This window comes from Pseudomonas parafulva NBRC 16636 = DSM 17004 (assembly GCF_000730645.1).
In the GTDB taxonomy this organism is placed as follows: Bacteria; Pseudomonadota; Gammaproteobacteria; order Pseudomonadales; family Pseudomonadaceae; genus Aquipseudomonas; species Aquipseudomonas parafulva.
Map to the genome: position 1 here is coordinate 156204 of NZ_BBIU01000004.1, position 15533 is coordinate 171736.

General features: G+C 63.6%; 11 protein-coding genes and 1 pseudogene. 6 read left to right on the forward strand and 6 right to left on the reverse strand.

Features of this window, described 5'->3' with window-relative positions; all coding sequences use genetic code 11:
- The first annotated feature begins 47 nt into the window (after positions 1-47).
- Positions 48-1706, forward strand: coding sequence for a putative bifunctional diguanylate cyclase/phosphodiesterase (locus PPA02S_RS02755; RefSeq protein WP_028632916.1), 1659 nt, complete (start codon positions 48-50; stop codon positions 1704-1706).
- Here the strand turns inward: PPA02S_RS02755 and PPA02S_RS02760 are convergent.
- The gene (locus PPA02S_RS02760; RefSeq protein ID WP_028632917.1) at positions 1703-3064 is read right to left on the reverse strand and encodes a NorM family multidrug efflux MATE transporter; all 1362 of its coding nucleotides are present in this window, start codon (positions 3062-3064) and stop codon (positions 1703-1705) included. The genes PPA02S_RS02755 and PPA02S_RS02760 overlap by 4 nt on opposite strands.
- A 157-nt stretch (positions 3065-3221) precedes the next feature.
- Here PPA02S_RS02760 and PPA02S_RS02765 point away from each other — a divergent pair, with 157 nt between their 5' ends.
- The 3 genes and pseudogenes from PPA02S_RS02765 (at position 3222) to PPA02S_RS23540 (ending at position 6202) form a co-directional block, all read left to right on the forward strand.
- The gene (locus PPA02S_RS02765; protein WP_028632918.1) at positions 3222-4148 is read left to right on the forward strand and encodes a LysR substrate-binding domain-containing protein; all 927 of its coding nucleotides are present in this window, start codon (positions 3222-3224) and stop codon (positions 4146-4148) included.
- Between the two features lie 155 nt (positions 4149-4303).
- Positions 4304-5347 (forward strand): annotated as a pseudogene (locus tag PPA02S_RS23535) (Cache 3/Cache 2 fusion domain-containing protein); the annotation flags it as partial.
- 132 nt (positions 5348-5479) lie between these two features.
- Positions 5480-6202: a methyl-accepting chemotaxis protein gene (locus tag PPA02S_RS23540; RefSeq protein WP_428829802.1), complete on the forward strand. Its 723-nt coding sequence runs from the start codon at positions 5480-5482 to the stop codon at positions 6200-6202.
- Positions 6203-6242: 40 nt separating this feature from the next.
- Here the strand turns inward: PPA02S_RS23540 and hglS are convergent, their stop codons facing one another.
- Positions 6243-7637 carry a 2-oxoadipate dioxygenase/decarboxylase HglS gene (gene hglS / locus PPA02S_RS02775; RefSeq protein WP_028632920.1) on the reverse strand — a complete coding sequence of 465 codons (1395 nt, stop codon included), beginning with the start codon at positions 7635-7637 and terminating at the stop codon, positions 6243-6245.
- A 129-nt stretch (positions 7638-7766) separates the two neighbouring features.
- On the reverse strand, positions 7767-8660 hold the full coding sequence (locus PPA02S_RS02780; RefSeq protein ID WP_028632921.1) for a LysR family transcriptional regulator: 894 nt from the start codon (positions 8658-8660) through the stop codon (positions 7767-7769).
- A 134-nt stretch (positions 8661-8794) separates the two neighbouring features.
- On the opposite strand from PPA02S_RS02780, the gene amaB reads away from it, so the two are divergent.
- Positions 8795-10285: an L-piperidine-6-carboxylate dehydrogenase gene (gene amaB, locus PPA02S_RS02785; RefSeq protein ID WP_028632922.1), complete on the forward strand. Its 1491-nt coding sequence runs from the start codon at positions 8795-8797 to the stop codon at positions 10283-10285.
- 129 nt (positions 10286-10414) lie between these two features.
- Positions 10415-11701: an L-pipecolate oxidase gene (amaA, locus tag PPA02S_RS02790; protein WP_028632923.1), complete on the forward strand. Its 1287-nt coding sequence runs from the start codon at positions 10415-10417 to the stop codon at positions 11699-11701.
- Between the two features lie 341 nt (positions 11702-12042).
- On the opposite strand, the gene PPA02S_RS02795 is transcribed toward amaA, so the two are convergent.
- The 3 genes from PPA02S_RS02795 to PPA02S_RS02805 form a co-directional block, all read right to left on the reverse strand.
- Positions 12043-13533, reverse strand: coding sequence for a YifB family Mg chelatase-like AAA ATPase (locus tag PPA02S_RS02795; RefSeq protein WP_028632924.1), 1491 nt, complete (start codon positions 13531-13533; stop codon positions 12043-12045).
- A 176-nt stretch (positions 13534-13709) separates the two neighbouring features.
- Positions 13710-15017, reverse strand: a complete 1308-nt coding sequence (locus PPA02S_RS02800; protein ID WP_028632925.1) for a type II toxin-antitoxin system HipA family toxin — start codon at positions 15015-15017, stop codon at positions 13710-13712.
- Complete coding sequence (locus PPA02S_RS02805) at positions 15014-15310, reverse strand: helix-turn-helix domain-containing protein (RefSeq protein ID WP_028632926.1); 297 nt, start codon at positions 15308-15310, stop codon at positions 15014-15016. Before PPA02S_RS02805 ends, PPA02S_RS02800 begins: the two co-directional genes overlap by 4 nt.
- Between the last annotated feature and the right edge of the window lie 223 nt (positions 15311-15533).

Genomic DNA, 15533 nt, shown 5'->3' on the forward strand with positions numbered 1-15533 from the left:
ACATGGCCGCCGTTCATCGTTGCACCGTAAAGCTTTAAGGAGCCCCCTTGCCTACGCCTGTCGAACCTCTGCGTTTGCTGCTGTTGGCCAATGAGCCGGAATGGGCCACTTTGCTGCACGCGTGCATGCCTGCCTTGCGCGGCACAACCGTGCTGGTAACGGCACCCAGCTGGGAGGCAGTCGACAGCCTGTTCAGCCAGGACCGCCAGGCGATCGTGCTGGCGACCCCGGCCCTGTTGCCGGCAGCGGGCCGGTGCGAGCTGCCCACCATCTTGTTGCTGAACGACGAACCTGAAACGGTGCCTGCGGGTGTCAGCGATTGGCTGGTCAGTGACCAGCTCAGTGCCCACACCCTGCGCCGCTGCCTGCGCCATGTGCGCGAGCGGGGTGTGCTGGTGGCCACCTTGCAGCGCCTGGCAGAGCAGGACCCCCTCACCGGTATAGCCAACCGCCAGGGTTTCCAGGCGCTGCTCACTGCTCGCCTGGCCGAAAACGAAGGCCGCGGCCTGGCCCTGGGCCACCTGGACCTGGACAACTTCCGCCACGTCAACGATGCCCTGGGCCACCAAAGTGGGGACAGGCTGATCCTGCAGGTGGTCAACCGCCTGACCCACCAGCTGGAAGCCGGCGACCAGCTGGCGCGGCTGGGCAGTGACGAGTTCGCCCTGCTCATCGACACCCGCCGCGACCCCAAACGCGCCGAGTGGATGGCCGAACGCATCATCGAGGCGCTGGCCGAACCTTACTGGATCGACGGCGAAAGCCTACTGCTGGGCTGCAGCCTGGGCCTGGCACATGCCCGCGCCCAAGGTGGGGCCGACCCGCTGATGTGGCACGCCCACATCGCCATGCGCCAGGCCAAAGGCAGCCAGGGCTGTACGTACCATGTCTTCAACGAGCGCATAAACCGCAATGCCCGCAGCCTGGCAGATCTGGAGAGCGAGCTGCGCCGTGCCCTGCGCCGCGATGAGCTGGAGCTGCACTACCAGCCGCGGCTGAACCTGGCGGACGGCCACATCGTCGGTCTGGAGGCCTTGGTGCGCTGGCGTCATGCCGAGCGTGGCCTGTTGCCCCCCAGCGAGTTCGTGCCCCTGGCCGAGCAGAGCGGGCTGATCGTGCCATTGGGCTACTGGGTCATCGCCCGTGCGCTTCGGGACATGCAGGCGCTGCGAGCGGCCGGGCTGGAGCCGCTGCACATGGCCGTCAACCTGAGTTTCCGCCAGTTTCAGGACAGCCAGTTGCTGGCCACCTTGAGCCGGCTCATTCAGGAATATGGGGTCGATGCCCGCTGGCTGGAATTCGAACTGACCGAAACGGCCGTAATGCGCCGCAACGAGCTGGTGCGCCAGACCATGGACGCCTTGGGGCGCCTTGGCGTGCGCTTCTCGCTGGATGACTTCGGCACCGGGTTTTCGTCATTCGTGCACCTCAACAGCCTGCCCATCGCCCTGCTCAAGGTGGACCGCAGCTTCGTCGCCGAGATGGAAATGCGCGAAGAAAACCGCAAGCTGGTGCACGCCATGATCAACCTGGCCCACAACCTCAACCTGGAGGTGGTGGCTGAAGGGGTGGAAAGCGACGAGCAACTCGGCTTGTTGCGGGGCTTTGGCTGTGACCAGGTGCAAGGTTTTCTGGTCAGCAAGCCATTGCCCGTGGACGAACTGATGGCGTTCCTGTTGCAGTGCCAGCAGGCCGAGGCCGGCTAGCCGGCTTTACCCAGCATGCGCTTCATTCGCCATTCGAAGCCGAACGTAAGCGCCACCGCTGCACACGCCAGGCCCAATGCCAGGCCCCACCAGACGCCGACCGCGCCGCCGCCCAGGGTAAAGGTGAACAGCCAGGCGCTTGGCGCGCCCACCAGCCAATAGCACACCAGCCCGATCAGGAACGTGGTCTTGGCGTCTTTCAGCCCGCGGATCGAACCCATGGCGATGGTCTGCATGCCGTCGAACAGCTCGAACCAGGCGGCCACCATCAACAACTGCACGGCCAGCTGGAAGATCGCCGCGAACGCAGGGTCATTCCGGTCGATGAACAGCCCCACCAAGGCGTCGGGCAGCAGCCAGAACAGCGCGGCGAAGGCGAACATGATCATGCCCCCCAGGGCGATGCCAATCCGCCCGGCGCTGCGGGCTGCCAGCAGGTTGCCCGCACCGAAGTACAGGCCCACACGCATGGTCACGGCGTAGGAAAGGCCGGTCGGCACCATGAACGCGGTGGACACGATCTGCAGGGCGATCTGGTGCGCCGCCAGCTCCGTGCTGCCCAACACGCCCATGCACAGCGCCGCGAATGCGAACAGCCCCACCTCCACCATGTAGGTGCCACCAATCGGCAGGCCCAGCCGCCACAGCTCGCGCAACGCCGGCAGCGACGGGCAGGACAGGCCTTTGCGCAGTGGGTAGGCGGCGTAGGCCGGGTGCCAGCGGATGTACAGCGCCAGGGCAATGGCCATGCCCATCGACACCACGGCAGTTACCAGCCCGATGCCCATCAGGCCGAGCTTTGGCAGGCCGAACATGCCTTCGATTAAAGCAACGTTCAGCAGGTAGTTGAGCACCGTGCCCACCAGGCTGATCACCATCACCGGTGCCGAACGGCCCAGGGCGCTGGTAAACCCGCGTAACGCCATGAATGTGAGGTAGCCGGGCAGGGCCAGGGGTAGCAGGGTGAGGAACTCGGCGGCCGAGGCCACGTTCTCCGGCTTTTGCCCGAACAGCAGCAGCGCCGGCTCCAGGTTCCACAGCACCAGCGCCGCAAACAGCGCCAGGCCCCATGCCAGCCACAGGCCGTTCTGGGCCAGGCGCGTGGCCCCTTCTATGTCGTTGCCACCCTTGCGGATGGCCACGAGGGTGCCGACCGCCGCGATCACGCCCAGGCAGAAGATCGACACGAACGAGTAGCTCGCCGCACCCAGGCCGCCACCGGCCAAGGCCTGCGGGCTGATGCGGGCCATCATCAAGGTGTCGGTGAGTACCATCAGCATGTGCGCCAACTGCGAGGCGATCAGCGGGCCTGCCAGGCGCAGCAATGCCTTGAACTCGGTAGTGGGGGCGACGTGCATGGGGCGGTCCTTGGTGATGACAGGCGGGAACGAAGGGCGATTCTGAGGCCTGGGTCAGCTTTGCACAAAAGGATAAATGCGATCATTGGCATGAGTCTCACTCATGCATGTAAGCTTCCTGATCATTTGCCCCAAGGGCCCGTTTGCCAGGAGCCTCATGCAACGCAAGCTGCCTCCCCTCTATGCCCTGCGCGCATTCGAAGCCGCGGCGCGGCTGAACTCGTTCACCCGTGCCGGCGAAGAACTGTCCATTACCCAGAGCGCCGTCAGCCGGCACATTCGCACGCTGGAGGACCACTTTGCCTGCCGCCTGTTCATGCGCAGTGGCCGTAGCCTGCAACTGACCGAAGCTGCACGGGTGTTGCTACCGGGTGTACGCGAAGGCTTTGCCGCGCTTGAGCGTGCCTGTGACACGTTGCGCGGTGAAGACGACATGCTGCGCATGAAGGCGCCGTCCACCCTGACCATGCGCTGGTTGCTGGCCCGGCTCAGCCGCTTCCGCCGGCTGCAGCCTGGCAACGAAGTGCAACTGACCAGTGCCTGGATGGACGTCGACCATGTGGACTTCAACCAAGAACCCTTCGATTGCGCGGTGCTGCTGGGCGATGGGGTGTTCCCGGCAGAGTGGGAGGTGCGCAAGCTGTTCCCCGAACTGCTGGTGCCGGTGGGCGCACCCGGGCTGCTGGATGACGGGCCCTGGACCGCGGCGCGCCTGGCGAGCAGCGAGCTGCTGCACCCTACGATGGACAAGCGCGACTGGCGGGTATGGCTGGAGCGCCTGGGCCTGGGTGGCAAGGTTTCGCTCAAGGGCGGGCAGGTGTTCGACACCCTGGAACTGGGCATGATTGCGGCGGCCCGCGGCTACGGTGTTTCTATCGGCGACCTGACGATGGTGGCCGAAGATGTGGCGCAGGGGCGCATGAGCCTGCCATGGCCGACGGCGGTACCCAGCGGCATGGACTACTACCTGGTATGGCCGCGCACACGGCCGGGCGGCGAGCGGCTACGCCGCCTGAGTGCCTTTCTGCAAGCAGAGGTGGCTGCCATGGCGCTACCCGAGGTGGCGATCCTCCCAGCCCTTTGATGGCGAACGGTATATCCCTGCCCGGCACTCAAGTATTCAGCGGCGACGCCGATCAAGTGGCACCAGCGTCCCGGAAGAGGGCGCGCTTCCCGTCGAATAGAAGCGGGCGGTCAGCGTGATCAGGATGATCCCGGCCTCTTGCCAGGAGCTTCCCCATGCCTCAACCGCGTGCCCGAATTGCCTCGCAACTCGGTATCGCCCTCGCCATCGTGCTGGCGCTGGTGATTTCCGGCAGTACCCTTTTTGCCCTGCGTTCACTGGACGATGCCAACCTCGCCACCCGCCAGGCCCACCTGGCCAGTGAGGCGCGCTTGCTGGCCGACCAGCTCGACACGTTCCACGGCTCGCTCAAGGACAATACCCAGCGCCTGAGCGGCCTGTTCGAGCGCCGCTTCGCATCAGGGCTGTCGCTGCATGCAGGGCAGACCGTGCAGGTCGCAGGCCAGGCAACCCCGGCCCTGTACCTGGGCGATCAGCTGTTGAACAACGACTTCCAGCAGGTGGACGACTTCCAGCAGATGACTGCCGGTATCGCCACGGTGTTTGTGCGCAGCGGCGACGATTTCGTGCGCATCAGCACCAACCTGAAGAAACAGGATGGCAGCCGCGCCATCGGTACCCAGCTCGACCGCCAGCACCCGGCCTACGCCAAGCTGCTGGCCGGGCAGATGTACGTTGGCCGCGCCGTGTTGTTCGACCGCAACTACATGACGCGCTACGTGCCGATGACCGACGGCAATGGCCGGGTGATCGCGGTGCTGTTCGTGGGTTTCGACTACACCGATGCGCAGAATGCCCAGTTCGCCAACCTCAAACGCTTCCGCATTGGCCAGACCGGTTCGTTGGCACTGCAGGATGAAAAGGGCCAGTGGCTGGTGCCGCCGGCCAATGCCGAGCAACCGCTGTACAGCGCCACTGCGCCCTTTGCCGAGGGGCCCTGGACGGTGGTTGCGAGCATGCCGCTGGCGGAGATCCGCGAGGTGACCTGGAGCGTGGGCCTGCGCCTTGCCGTCGGCAGCCTGCTGGCCATGCTCATGGCCGTGGCTGCGACGCTGTGGTTGCTCAGGCGCAAGCTGCGCCCGCTGGACGACCTGGTGCGCCAGGCCGAAGCGCTGGGGGCGGGTGACCTGAACGCACGGCTGAACGTGACCAGCCACGATGAAATCGGGCAGTTGGCGCGCAGCTTCAACAAGATGGGTGAAGCCCTCTCGAACATGGTCGAGCATATTCGCAGTGCTTCCGAGCAGGTCAGCACCCGGGCCCGTTCGCTGTCTGGCCTCTCGGCTGGCGCCTGCGAGGGCATGGACCAGCAATCAGGCGAAATCACCAGCATGGCAGGCGCGGTGGAAGAGTTCAGCGCCACCTCCATGAACATCGCCGACAACATGGCGGGCACCGAGCGCTTGGCCCGCGACAATGCCCAGCAGACCCGCGTGGGCCGCGGTGCCATGGAAGAAGCATCGCACTCGCTCACGCAGATTGCCGATGCCCTCGGTGGTACCGCCACGGTGATGAACAGCCTGGGTGCGCGTTCGCAGGAGATCGGCAGCATCATCAGCGTCATCACCGCCATCGCTGAGCAGACCAACCTGCTGGCCTTGAACGCTGCCATCGAAGCGGCCCGTGCCGGTGAGCAGGGGCGCGGCTTTGCAGTGGTGGCTGACGAGGTGCGTGGGTTGGCTGCGCGAACCCGCCAGGCCACGGATGAAATCTCCGGCATGATCACCAGCATCCAGCAGCAGACCGGGCACGCCATCACCACGCTGGAGCAGAGTAACCAGCTGATGCAGGACGGCCTGGCGCGCAATGGCAAGGTCGCGCAGGCGCTCGCCCGCATCGACGAACAAAGCCGGGCGGCGGGTGAGCAGTTTGCCGTGATCAGTACGGCGACCCAGGAGCAGAGCAGCACCGCGACCGTGCTGAGCCGCAACTTGCAGAGCATCGCCCAGGCCAACGGTGAGCAGCGCGAGGTGGCCAACGAGCTGGCATTCACAGCGCGGGAGCTGGAAGGGCTGGCAGCGCAGCTGCGTCAGGAAGTGGACCGCTTCCGCTGAAACGGTGGGGCGCCCCAGGCGCCCCCTTCGATCTGCTGCCTTACAGCGATGCCAGGCTCAGCGCCTGCGCACAGGCCTGCAGCGAGCGGCGCTCGCTTTGCGCGTACAGCGCCAGCTCATCCTGCACCTGCAACCCCAACGCCGCTTCGAAGGCCGTGCGGTTGGCGTTGCTGCCGTACTCGGCCTGGGCATCGTCGCCCAGGTTGGACTGGAAGATCCCGGCGGCGCTTACGGGCAGGAAATCCTCGTACACCAGTGCCTCGAAATGCACGTGGCCTGCGTCGATCAGCCCTTGCAGGGTAGTGGGCCTGCCTTGTTGATCGCGCGCAGCCAGGCCTTTCTCGGTAGCGAAGTAGCGGAAGTACGCCAGGCCCTGCTCACGCATCTGCGCCAAGTCGTCCGGGAAGGCGGCGAAGGTGTCGGTGAGCATTGCCATGTACTGCGCGGCATTGGCCTCGGCGGGTGCGCCACCCAGTGCGGCGCGGGTGGCGTCGAGCAGCTTGTCGTAGAGCTGGCGCCCCTTCGGCGTCAGCGCCGCGCCACGTTGCTCGATTTCCCCAAAGCGCGCGGTGTGGCTGCCTTCGCTACCGTGCTGGCCGCTGAATGCGACCTTTTCCTGCAGGGCCTTGAAGCTGGTCTGGCGCAGCAGGATCGGGTGGCGGCGGGGCGGGGGCCCTTCGACCACGGCTTTGGGCGTGATGCCCTTGGCCGGCATGCCGAGCTGGATGGCATCGATGTCCAGGGTGCGCGGGGTGAGGTGGTTGATATGCGGGCCTTTGAACGCCACCACATCGGCAATCAGGCGGTGCTGGTCGTGCAGCTGCTGGTACTGCTCGGCGGTGACGGTGGCGTCCCGGTGCCAGCGGAAGGTGTGCAGGGCTTCCTGTACGAAAGCCTGGGCATCTGCGGTGTTCAGGCCGCCATCGCGTTCATGCTGCTCGATCAGCTGGAGTGCGCGAGGGGTGAAGATCTGGCGTTTGGCCAGGATACCCTGGGCCATTTCGCGCAACTGCAGGTTGTCGATCAGCTCCAGGCGCAGCAGCGAAGTGAAAACGCGGAACGGGCTGACGTGCAAAGACTGTTCATGCACGGCACGGAAGGCGGTGGAGTGCACGGGCACCCCGGCACTGCTGAGGTCGTAGTAGCCCACCGGCTGCATGCCCATGACCGCAAAAAGGCGGGCGATGGTCGCCAGCTCCTGGGCCGTACCCACCCGGATCGCACCGTGGCGTTCATGGTCCAGCCGCTCGATTTCTCCCGTCCAGCGCAGGGCCTGCGCCACGTCTGGCTGGTGGGCCATGACCTGCTGGTTGATTTCGCTCACCAACGCCAGCAGCGTGCCGTACAGCGGCACTTCCTGTTTGTACATGAGCGACATGGCGGCAGAGAACTGCGCGCGGATGCTGTCGGGGCTGACGAAATCGTGGGCGGGCATCGCTAGCTTCCTGGTTGGGTTTGGACACTTACATGAAAGCTGGGAATGTACCGCGCTCACAAGCGAAAAAAAGTGAATGGGTCATTCCTTTTTTGATCGACCTAGCGACGCGGGCTTGTCCTCAATCACTCAGCAAGCCTGAAGCTGCTCGCCAATCCATTCCACCAACGCCCGCACCTTGGGCACCTCTGCGGCATGCTCGGCATACGCCAGGTAGTGTGCCCCCGTGCTGCGCATGGCATGGCGCCACGGCACCACCAGGCTACCTTCGGCCAGTTCCTTTGCTGCCAGGTAACGCGGCACCAGCGCCACCCCACACCCTGCCTGCGCTGCGCTTAACGCCATGTAGAACGTGTCGAAACGCGGGCCGTGGTAGGCACTTACACTTTGCAGGCCCAAGTCGTCGAACCATTCGTGCCAGGCCTCGGGCCGCGAAGTGCTCTGCAGCAGCACCAGGTCAGCAAGCTGCGCCGCGTGCTCGAGCGTGCGGCCGGCCAGCAGTTCAGGCGCGCACACCGGCACCACCTCTTCGCGGAACAGCTCCACGCAGGTGGCCCCCGGCCACGTACCCTGGCCGTAGAAGAACACCACGTCCGCCGAGCCCTGCAACAGGGCGAACGGTTCCATTTCGTTGCGGATGTCCAGGTGGATGTTGCTGTGCCTTTTGCCAAAGCCCTTGAGGTGAGGAATGAGCCAACGCACGCCAAAACTCGGTTGAGTGGCTACCTTCAATATTTCGGTCTGTTCGCCATAGGTGAGCACGTAGCGGCTGGACATATCCACCTGGGTAAGAATCTTGTTCACTTCGGCCAGGTATAGGCTGCCCGCCGGCGTGAGCTGCAGGCGCCGGCGGATGCGCAGGAACAGGTGGTGGCGCAACAGGTCTTCGAGCTGCGCCACCTGTTTGCTGACGGCACTCTGGGTCAGGTGCAGCTCTTCGGCAGCGCGGGTGAAGCTGAGGTGACGGGCTGCAGCTTCGAAGCACTGCAGGGCGGTCATGGAAGGCACCAGGCGTTTTGACATAGCGTTCTCAGTGGCTCAGATCATTACCTGGGGGAATGATATGCGGAATAAAGGTCGTTTGTTGCACCGAAGTGATCGGATTAATACTGATCCACATCATTTTCCAACCTGTCATCCGATGTAGGAGTACACCAATGGTTGCCGCACTGCTCGAGCGCCTGGGGGTTGCCGCCGAGGCTCATACCCAGGGCGATTACCCTGTTTACACGCCCATCGATGGCAGCCAGATCGCCTCGGTGAAACTGCTCGGCAAAGCCGAGACCGTGGCCTGCATCGATCACGCCCAGCGTGCCTTCGAAGCCTGGCGCAGCGTCCCGGCCCCACGCCGTGGCGAGCTGGTGCGGCTGTTCGGCGAAGTGCTGCGCGAGCACAAGGCCGACCTGGGTGAGCTGGTGTCGATCGAAGCGGGCAAGATTACCCAGGAAGGCCTGGGCGAAGTGCAGGAAATGATCGACATCTGCGACTTCGCCGTGGGCCTGTCGCGTCAGCTGTACGGCCTGACCATCGCCTCCGAGCGCCCGGGCCACCATATGCGCGAAACCTGGCACCCGCTGGGTGTGGTAGGGGTAATCAGTGCCTTCAACTTCCCCGTCGCCGTCTGGGCCTGGAACACGGCCCTGGCCCTGGTGGCCGGTAATGCCGTGCTGTGGAAGCCGTCCGAGAAAACCCCGCTCACTGCCCTGGCGTGCCAGGCATTGTTCGATAAAGCCCTGAAGGCCTTTGGCGACGCCCCGGCAGGCCTGGCCCAGTTGGTGATCGGTGGCCGTGAAGCTGGCGAGGCCATGGTCGACGACCCGCGTGTGCCGCTGGTCAGCGCCACCGGCAGTACACGCATGGGGCGTGAAGTGGGCCCGCGTGTGGCGGCCCGTTTTGGCCGCAGCATTCTCGAGCTGGGTGGCAACAACGCCATGATCCTGGCCCCGAGCGCCGACCTGGACCTGGCGGTGCGCGGTATTCTGTTCTCCGCTGTGGGCACTGCTGGCCAGCGCTGCACCACCCTGCGCCGCCTGATCGTGCACCGCTCGATCAAGGACGAAGTGGTTGCCCGCGTCAAAGCCGCCTACGGCAAGGTGCGCATCGGCGACCCGCGCAAGGACAACCTGGTCGGCCCACTGATCGACAAGCTGTCGTTCGACGCCATGCAGGGCGCGCTGGCCAAGGCGCGCGACGAGGGTGGCCAGGTGTTTGGTGGCGAGCGCCAGCTGGCCGACCAGTACCCGAACGCCTACTACGTGTCGCCTGCCATTGCCGAAATGCCGGCGCAAAGCGACGTGGTACGCCACGAAACCTTCGCCCCGATCCTCTACGTGCTTGCCTATGACGACTTCGAAGAGGCCCTGCGCCTGAACAACGAAGTGCCACAGGGCCTTTCGTCGTGCATTTTCACGACGGATATCCGTGAAGCCGAACGCTTCCAGAGTGCCTCGGGCAGCGACTGCGGCATCGCCAACGTCAACATCGGTACCAGTGGCGCTGAAATTGGCGGTGCATTTGGCGGCGAGAAGGAAACCGGTGGCGGGCGTGAATCGGGTTCTGATGCCTGGAAGGGCTACATGCGTCGCCAGACCAACACGGTCAACTATTCCCGCGAATTGCCGTTGGCCCAGGGGATTGTGTTCGACTGAGGCTGTGATGCAGCGTGACCGGGGGCTGGGCCCCCGTATCGCGGGCAAGCGCGCCCCTGCAGCATCTCTGCTGTCCGCGAATGGGCTGTGAAACAGCCCCAACAAGAACAACAATGCTGGAGCCGGGCCATGTCCGAACTGCATCAACAATGCTTGTGGGAATCCGTCAGCAAACCGGCCGTCGCCGCCCAGGCCCTGGCAGGTGAGCACACGGCTGATGTTTGCGTGATCGGTGGTGGCATCACCGGGCTGTCGGCGGCCATTCACTTGCTTGAACAGGGTAGGTCAGTGATCGTGCTGGAGGCCTGGCAGGTGGGCCACGGTGGTTCGGGGCGCAACGTCGGCCTGGTCAACGCCGGCACCTGGATCCGCCCCGACGACGTCGAGGCCACCCTGGGCGAGAAACAGGGCAGCCGCCTGAACAAGGTGCTCGGCGATGCCCCCGGCGAAGTATTCGCCATGATCGAGCGCCTGGGCATCGACTGCCAGGCCCAGCACAAAGGCACGCTGCACATGGCGCACAACGCCACCGGCATCGCCGACCTCGAGGCCCGCCACCAGCAATGGCGCCGCCGCGGTGCCGACGTGGAGTTGCTGACCGGCGCCCAGTGCCAGGCGTATTGCGGCACCGACAAAATTGCCGCCGCGCTGCTCGACCGCCGCGCTGGCACCATCAACCCCATGGGCTACACCCAGGGCCTGGCCGCTGCCGTGGTGCGCCTGGGCGGCAAGCTGTTCCAGCAGTCTTCCGTCGAAGGCCTTGAGCGTGATGGCGATGCCTGGCGTGTGAAGACAGCGCGCGGCTCGGTGCGCGCGGGCAAAGTGGTAATTTCTACGGGCGCCTACACGGAAGGTGACTGGAGCAACCTGCAGAAGCAGTTTTTCCGCGGTTACTACTATCAGGTTGCCTCCAAGCCGCTGCAGGGCGAAGCCGCCGACAAGGTTTTGCCGTATGGGCAGGGCTCCTGGGATACCCGCACTGTGCTCAGCAGCATCCGCCGCGACGACCAGGGCCGCCTGCTGCTCGGTAGCCTTGGGCGGGTCGACAATAAACCGGCGTGGTTTGTGCGCAGTTGGGCTGACCGGATCCAGGGCCACTACTACCCTGGGCTGGGCAAGGTGGAGTGGGAAATGCACTGGACCGGCTGTATCGACTTCACCCCCGACCACCTGATGCGCCTGTTCGAACCAGCGCCGGGCCTGGTGGCGGTGACCGGCTACAACGGCCGGGGCAATACCACCGGTACCGTGATTGGCCGCGCCTTTGCCGAGTTTCTGCTGAAGGGCGAGGCGGGCAGCCTGCCGATACCGTTCTCACCGATGAAGGGGGTGAGTGCGCCTTCGTTGCGCACAGCGTTCTATGAGTCCGGGTTCTCGCTGTATCACGCGGGGCAGTGTTTGCGGGTGGTGTTGTAAGCGTTGGGCGTTAGCGGGCGAATCGGTCTGGTTTATCTGCGACAGGTACTGCAAGTGCGCTGGTGAACACCTTCCAGTCCCAGCGTATTGTTTGGCGAAGGGGGCGGTTTGAGGGCGCGTGAGGGCGGCCAGGTGTTTGCCGCGACAGAGGCTGCGCCTGTGAGACCGAGCGCCGCCCGCGCGGCGCATCGCGAGCTGCGCTCGCTCCTACGCTTGTTTCGGGCCAGTAACGCCTGTGGCAGACGCACGCGACCGCCTGGTTTGTACGACACGATATCGCGCCATGCACCAAGGCGTTCGCGCACCAAAGGTGCACAAACACGTAGGCGGAGAGGGTATGCCTAACTGTTTCCCGGTCGGTACTGCAGTGCCTCGGCCAGGTGTGCCCTGCCAATGGCCGGGCACTGGTCGAGGTCGGCCAGGGTGCGCGACACTTTCAGCAACCGGTGCGCGGCACGCAATGACAGGGTAAGCCGCTCGCAGGCGACTTCCAACCATGCCTGGTCGGCTGCAGCAAGGATGCAATGTTGGCGTAGCCCATCCAGGTCCAGAAACGCGTTTGCACAGCCTTGCCGCCGTTGCTGAACGTCACGCGCCTGCGCCACCTTGGCGGCGACCGTTGCGCTGGTTTCACCACAGGGCTGACTGTTCAGCGTAGTGCTTTCACGGGCTACGGTCAGGTGCAGGTCGATGCGGTCGAGCAGTGGCCCCGACAACTTGTTGCGATAGCGCGCGATTTGCTCAGTGCTGCAACGGCAGCGGCCAGTGGGGTCGCCCAGGTAGCCGCATGGGCACGGGTTCATGGCAGCAACCAGCTGGAAACGGGCAGGGAAGCGCACCTTGTCCCGGGCCCTGGCGATAACGATCTCGCCCGACTCCAGCGGCTCACGCAGCACCTCCAGCACCCGCCGTTCAAACTCCGGCAGCTCGTCTAGAAACAACACGCCGTGGTGGGCGAGGGTGATTTCCCCCGGTTGAGGGCGGCTGCCGCCACCGACCAGCGCAGGCCCTGACGCAGAGTGGTGCGGGTGGCGGAAGGGCCGTTGTGGCCAGCTACTCAGTGGCGCATGGCCGCTGACCGACTGGATGGCAGCCACCTCTAGCGCTTCGTGTTCATCCAGCGGCGGCAACAGCCCCGGCAAGCGGCTGGCGAGCAGTGTCTTGCCCGTACCGGGCGGCCCGGTGAACAGCAGATTGTGCGCCCCGGCAGCCGCCAGCAACAGTGCGCGCTTGGCGGCCAACTGCCCCTGTACCTCGCTCAGGTCGGGGTAAGGCCGAGGGTTGAGTACCAGGCCGTTGGCGGCATAGGGCGGCAGTGGCACTTGGCCGTTCAGGTGAGCGACCAGTTCCAGCAGGTGGCCGACCGCATACACCACCAAGCCACTGGCCAGGCTGGCTTCCTCGGCATTTTCCCGCGGCACCACCAACGCCCGGCCAGCTTCGCGCGCGGCCAGCGCCGCAGGCAGCACCCCTTGAACCGCTCGCAATGCCCCCGACAGTGCCAGCTCGCCCAGGCACTCCATATCCGCCAGCATGGCCGCAGGCAGTTGCCCGTCGGCGGCGAGGATGCCCAGTGCGATGGCCAGGTCGTAGCGGCCACCGTCCTTGGGCAGGTCGGCCGGGGCCAGGTTTTGGGTGATGCGCCGGGCAGGGTAGTTCAAGCCTGAGTTGACGATGGCGCTGCGCACCCGGTCTTTGCTTTCTTTCACGGTGGTTTCCGGCAGGCCCACCAGGGTGAGATGCGGCAGGCCGTTGGCCAGGTGGGTTTCGACACTGACGGCGGGGGCCTGCACGCCAACCTGGGCGCGGCTGTGGACGAGTGCTAAGGACATGGACGCTCCGTGTTCGCTGCAAGGGCCGCTTCCTGCGGCCTGGGGCAAGCATAGAGCGTGAGGCTGAGGCGCGTTCCACACGTGTGCGTCAGGGTATTTCAGCACTGATCTTCCAATTCCTCATATGGCCCTACGACTAGCTGGGTACTCTTAAGCCACTAGCGCAAGCACTCGCGTTATCGGCGGGTGGGCCTGGCCAGGTTGAAATGGATATGATCTTTTTCCAGCACGGTTTTGTAACCGGCGCCTGCTTTCAGGGGAATCCTCACGTCCCTGAAGACTTCATCCCATTTCGCAAATGCTGCTAGCGTTTGCTCTATATAGTCGTGCGGCTTGAGGTATTTGTAGTCAGCGCATAGTTCCTGAATCAACTGCCTGGTGGCTTTTCCTCGACCGCCGTATGCCGTGGTGTGCTCACCCCTGGCTTCAGAGAACGTCAGATCATATGCCGGCGCTAGCGTCCACTTGGCTTCCTCGCCAGGCCGTTCTGGGTCACGGCCGATGAAGGCGAAGTTTTTGGTGTGATCGTCATAGTTGTGAAATAGGGCATTGAAGATCATTACCCTGGCCATTTTTTCGACTTCTGCGGCGCTGCGAGTCAGCGTGCTCGTGAGCTTGAGTAGCCCGCTGTAGTCCATGGAGGGCGCTGTGTAAGGCGCGTACATAAGCGCAGAGACAGTGATCATATGCAGCTTCTTATCGCCTTCTCTATCAAAGCGCTTTGTCGCAAAGAAGCCCTCACGACTACCATCGGGCATGGTCACGTTCAGGACACTCGAATCAGCCATTTCGACACCTGCGTCCCTGGCCATCAGGTAGTACGCATACTCCATGGCACCCGTTTCAACAGGCTCACCTGGGGCTCTGAATTTGACGATCCAGTGATCGTATCCAGGCGGAATTTGCCCGAAGGCGGACGTTGCATGACTTCCATCTGGAGACATGGCAACGATCGCTTTTGGACGGGCACCACCAGGTGATCCCCCAGCAAGCCGTAGCTTGGTAAGCACCGTCGAGGTTTCCCCTGATAGCACTTCCACGGCGGCCTCAAAGAGCTCCGCAAGGTTGACTGCACCCCGCAATGACTCCCGTTCAGCCTTTGGATGGTACTCAAACGCACCCATGGCTCTGTCGCTCATATACGCGAGCCGATCCAGGGCTGTCACTGTGTAAGCAGTCCCGTCACCGAATGTAGAATTAAGGAATCTGTCCATAAGCAGCATCCCCCAGCCGTCAGGAAGAGAGTCTGCAAATGGGCCATGCAACCCAGCGAACAGCCCAGGCGCTCGTGCGAGCTGAGGTTTGTCGTCAAACTTCATCGTAAATGGCGAAAGGTTGAAGCCTGTAGCGAGCCATCCAGGGTCGTATGTAAAAAAAATCCCACGGCCTTCTTGCCTATACAGATCACCCACTTTCACACCGCATTTGGTGACCTCGAGGGATTCGAAGCGCTTCAGCTTCGGATAAGCCTGGCGCGGATTCATCTGGTCCCCCGTTTACGATTAGCGTTTTTCAGTTCTGCGAGGGAATTTGGCTGGGAGGGCCTGAACAGGGCCGTTACAGGCGTGAGCTCATCGAGCGCAGTGGCCAGCAAAATCATCGACTCAAGGGTAATAGAGCCTGCCGTCTCGAACCGCTGGATCGACGACTCCGACACCCCTGAAAGCTTAGCCAAGGTCTTCCTCGTGAGGTTTTTTGATAGCCGTAGCTTTTTTGCATTTCTTCCTACGTCACGAGCGATCTCTGCGGGAGAGCTAAGCAGATGCATGAACGACATTGCTGTCCTCCTGGATTTCTGGGCTAAAAGCCAAATCAGACCAATTATGAGCGTATAAACAGCTCAATTGGTCATTTTTGACCATTATAGTCGATTGGCGTCGGGGGAGACTCTATTCTCTGCTAAAAGTCAAATATGACTAATTAATGGTTAAAAATAGCATTCCTCTGTCAGATCTGACTGATTGCGCTTTCTGCTGCACAATTGCGTATGTGAAACACGC

Bases quoted from the DNA above. Each gene is read 5' to 3' on its own strand.
- PPA02S_RS02760 (WP_028632917.1), bottom strand. From the start codon at position 3,064: ATGCACGTCGCCCCCACTACCGAGTTCAAGGCATTGCTGCGCCTGGCA.
- PPA02S_RS02765 (WP_028632918.1), top strand. From the start codon at position 3,222: ATGCAACGCAAGCTGCCTCCCCTCTATGCCCTGCGCGCATTCGAAGCC.
- PPA02S_RS23540 (WP_428829802.1), top strand. From the start codon at position 5,480: ATGGCAGGCGCGGTGGAAGAGTTCAGCGCCACCTCCATGAACATCGCC.
- hglS (WP_028632920.1), bottom strand. From the start codon at position 7,637: ATGCCCGCCCACGATTTCGTCAGCCCCGACAGCATCCGCGCGCAGTTC.
- PPA02S_RS02780 (WP_028632921.1), bottom strand. From the start codon at position 8,660: ATGTCAAAACGCCTGGTGCCTTCCATGACCGCCCTGCAGTGCTTCGAA.
- amaB (WP_028632922.1), top strand. From the start codon at position 8,795: ATGGTTGCCGCACTGCTCGAGCGCCTGGGGGTTGCCGCCGAGGCTCAT.
- amaA (WP_028632923.1), top strand. From the start codon at position 10,415: ATGTCCGAACTGCATCAACAATGCTTGTGGGAATCCGTCAGCAAACCG.
- PPA02S_RS02795 (WP_028632924.1), bottom strand. From the start codon at position 13,533: ATGTCCTTAGCACTCGTCCACAGCCGCGCCCAGGTTGGCGTGCAGGCC.
- PPA02S_RS02800 (WP_028632925.1), bottom strand. From the start codon at position 15,017: ATGAATCCGCGCCAGGCTTATCCGAAGCTGAAGCGCTTCGAATCCCTC.
- PPA02S_RS02805 (WP_028632926.1), bottom strand. From the start codon at position 15,310: ATGTCGTTCATGCATCTGCTTAGCTCTCCCGCAGAGATCGCTCGTGAC.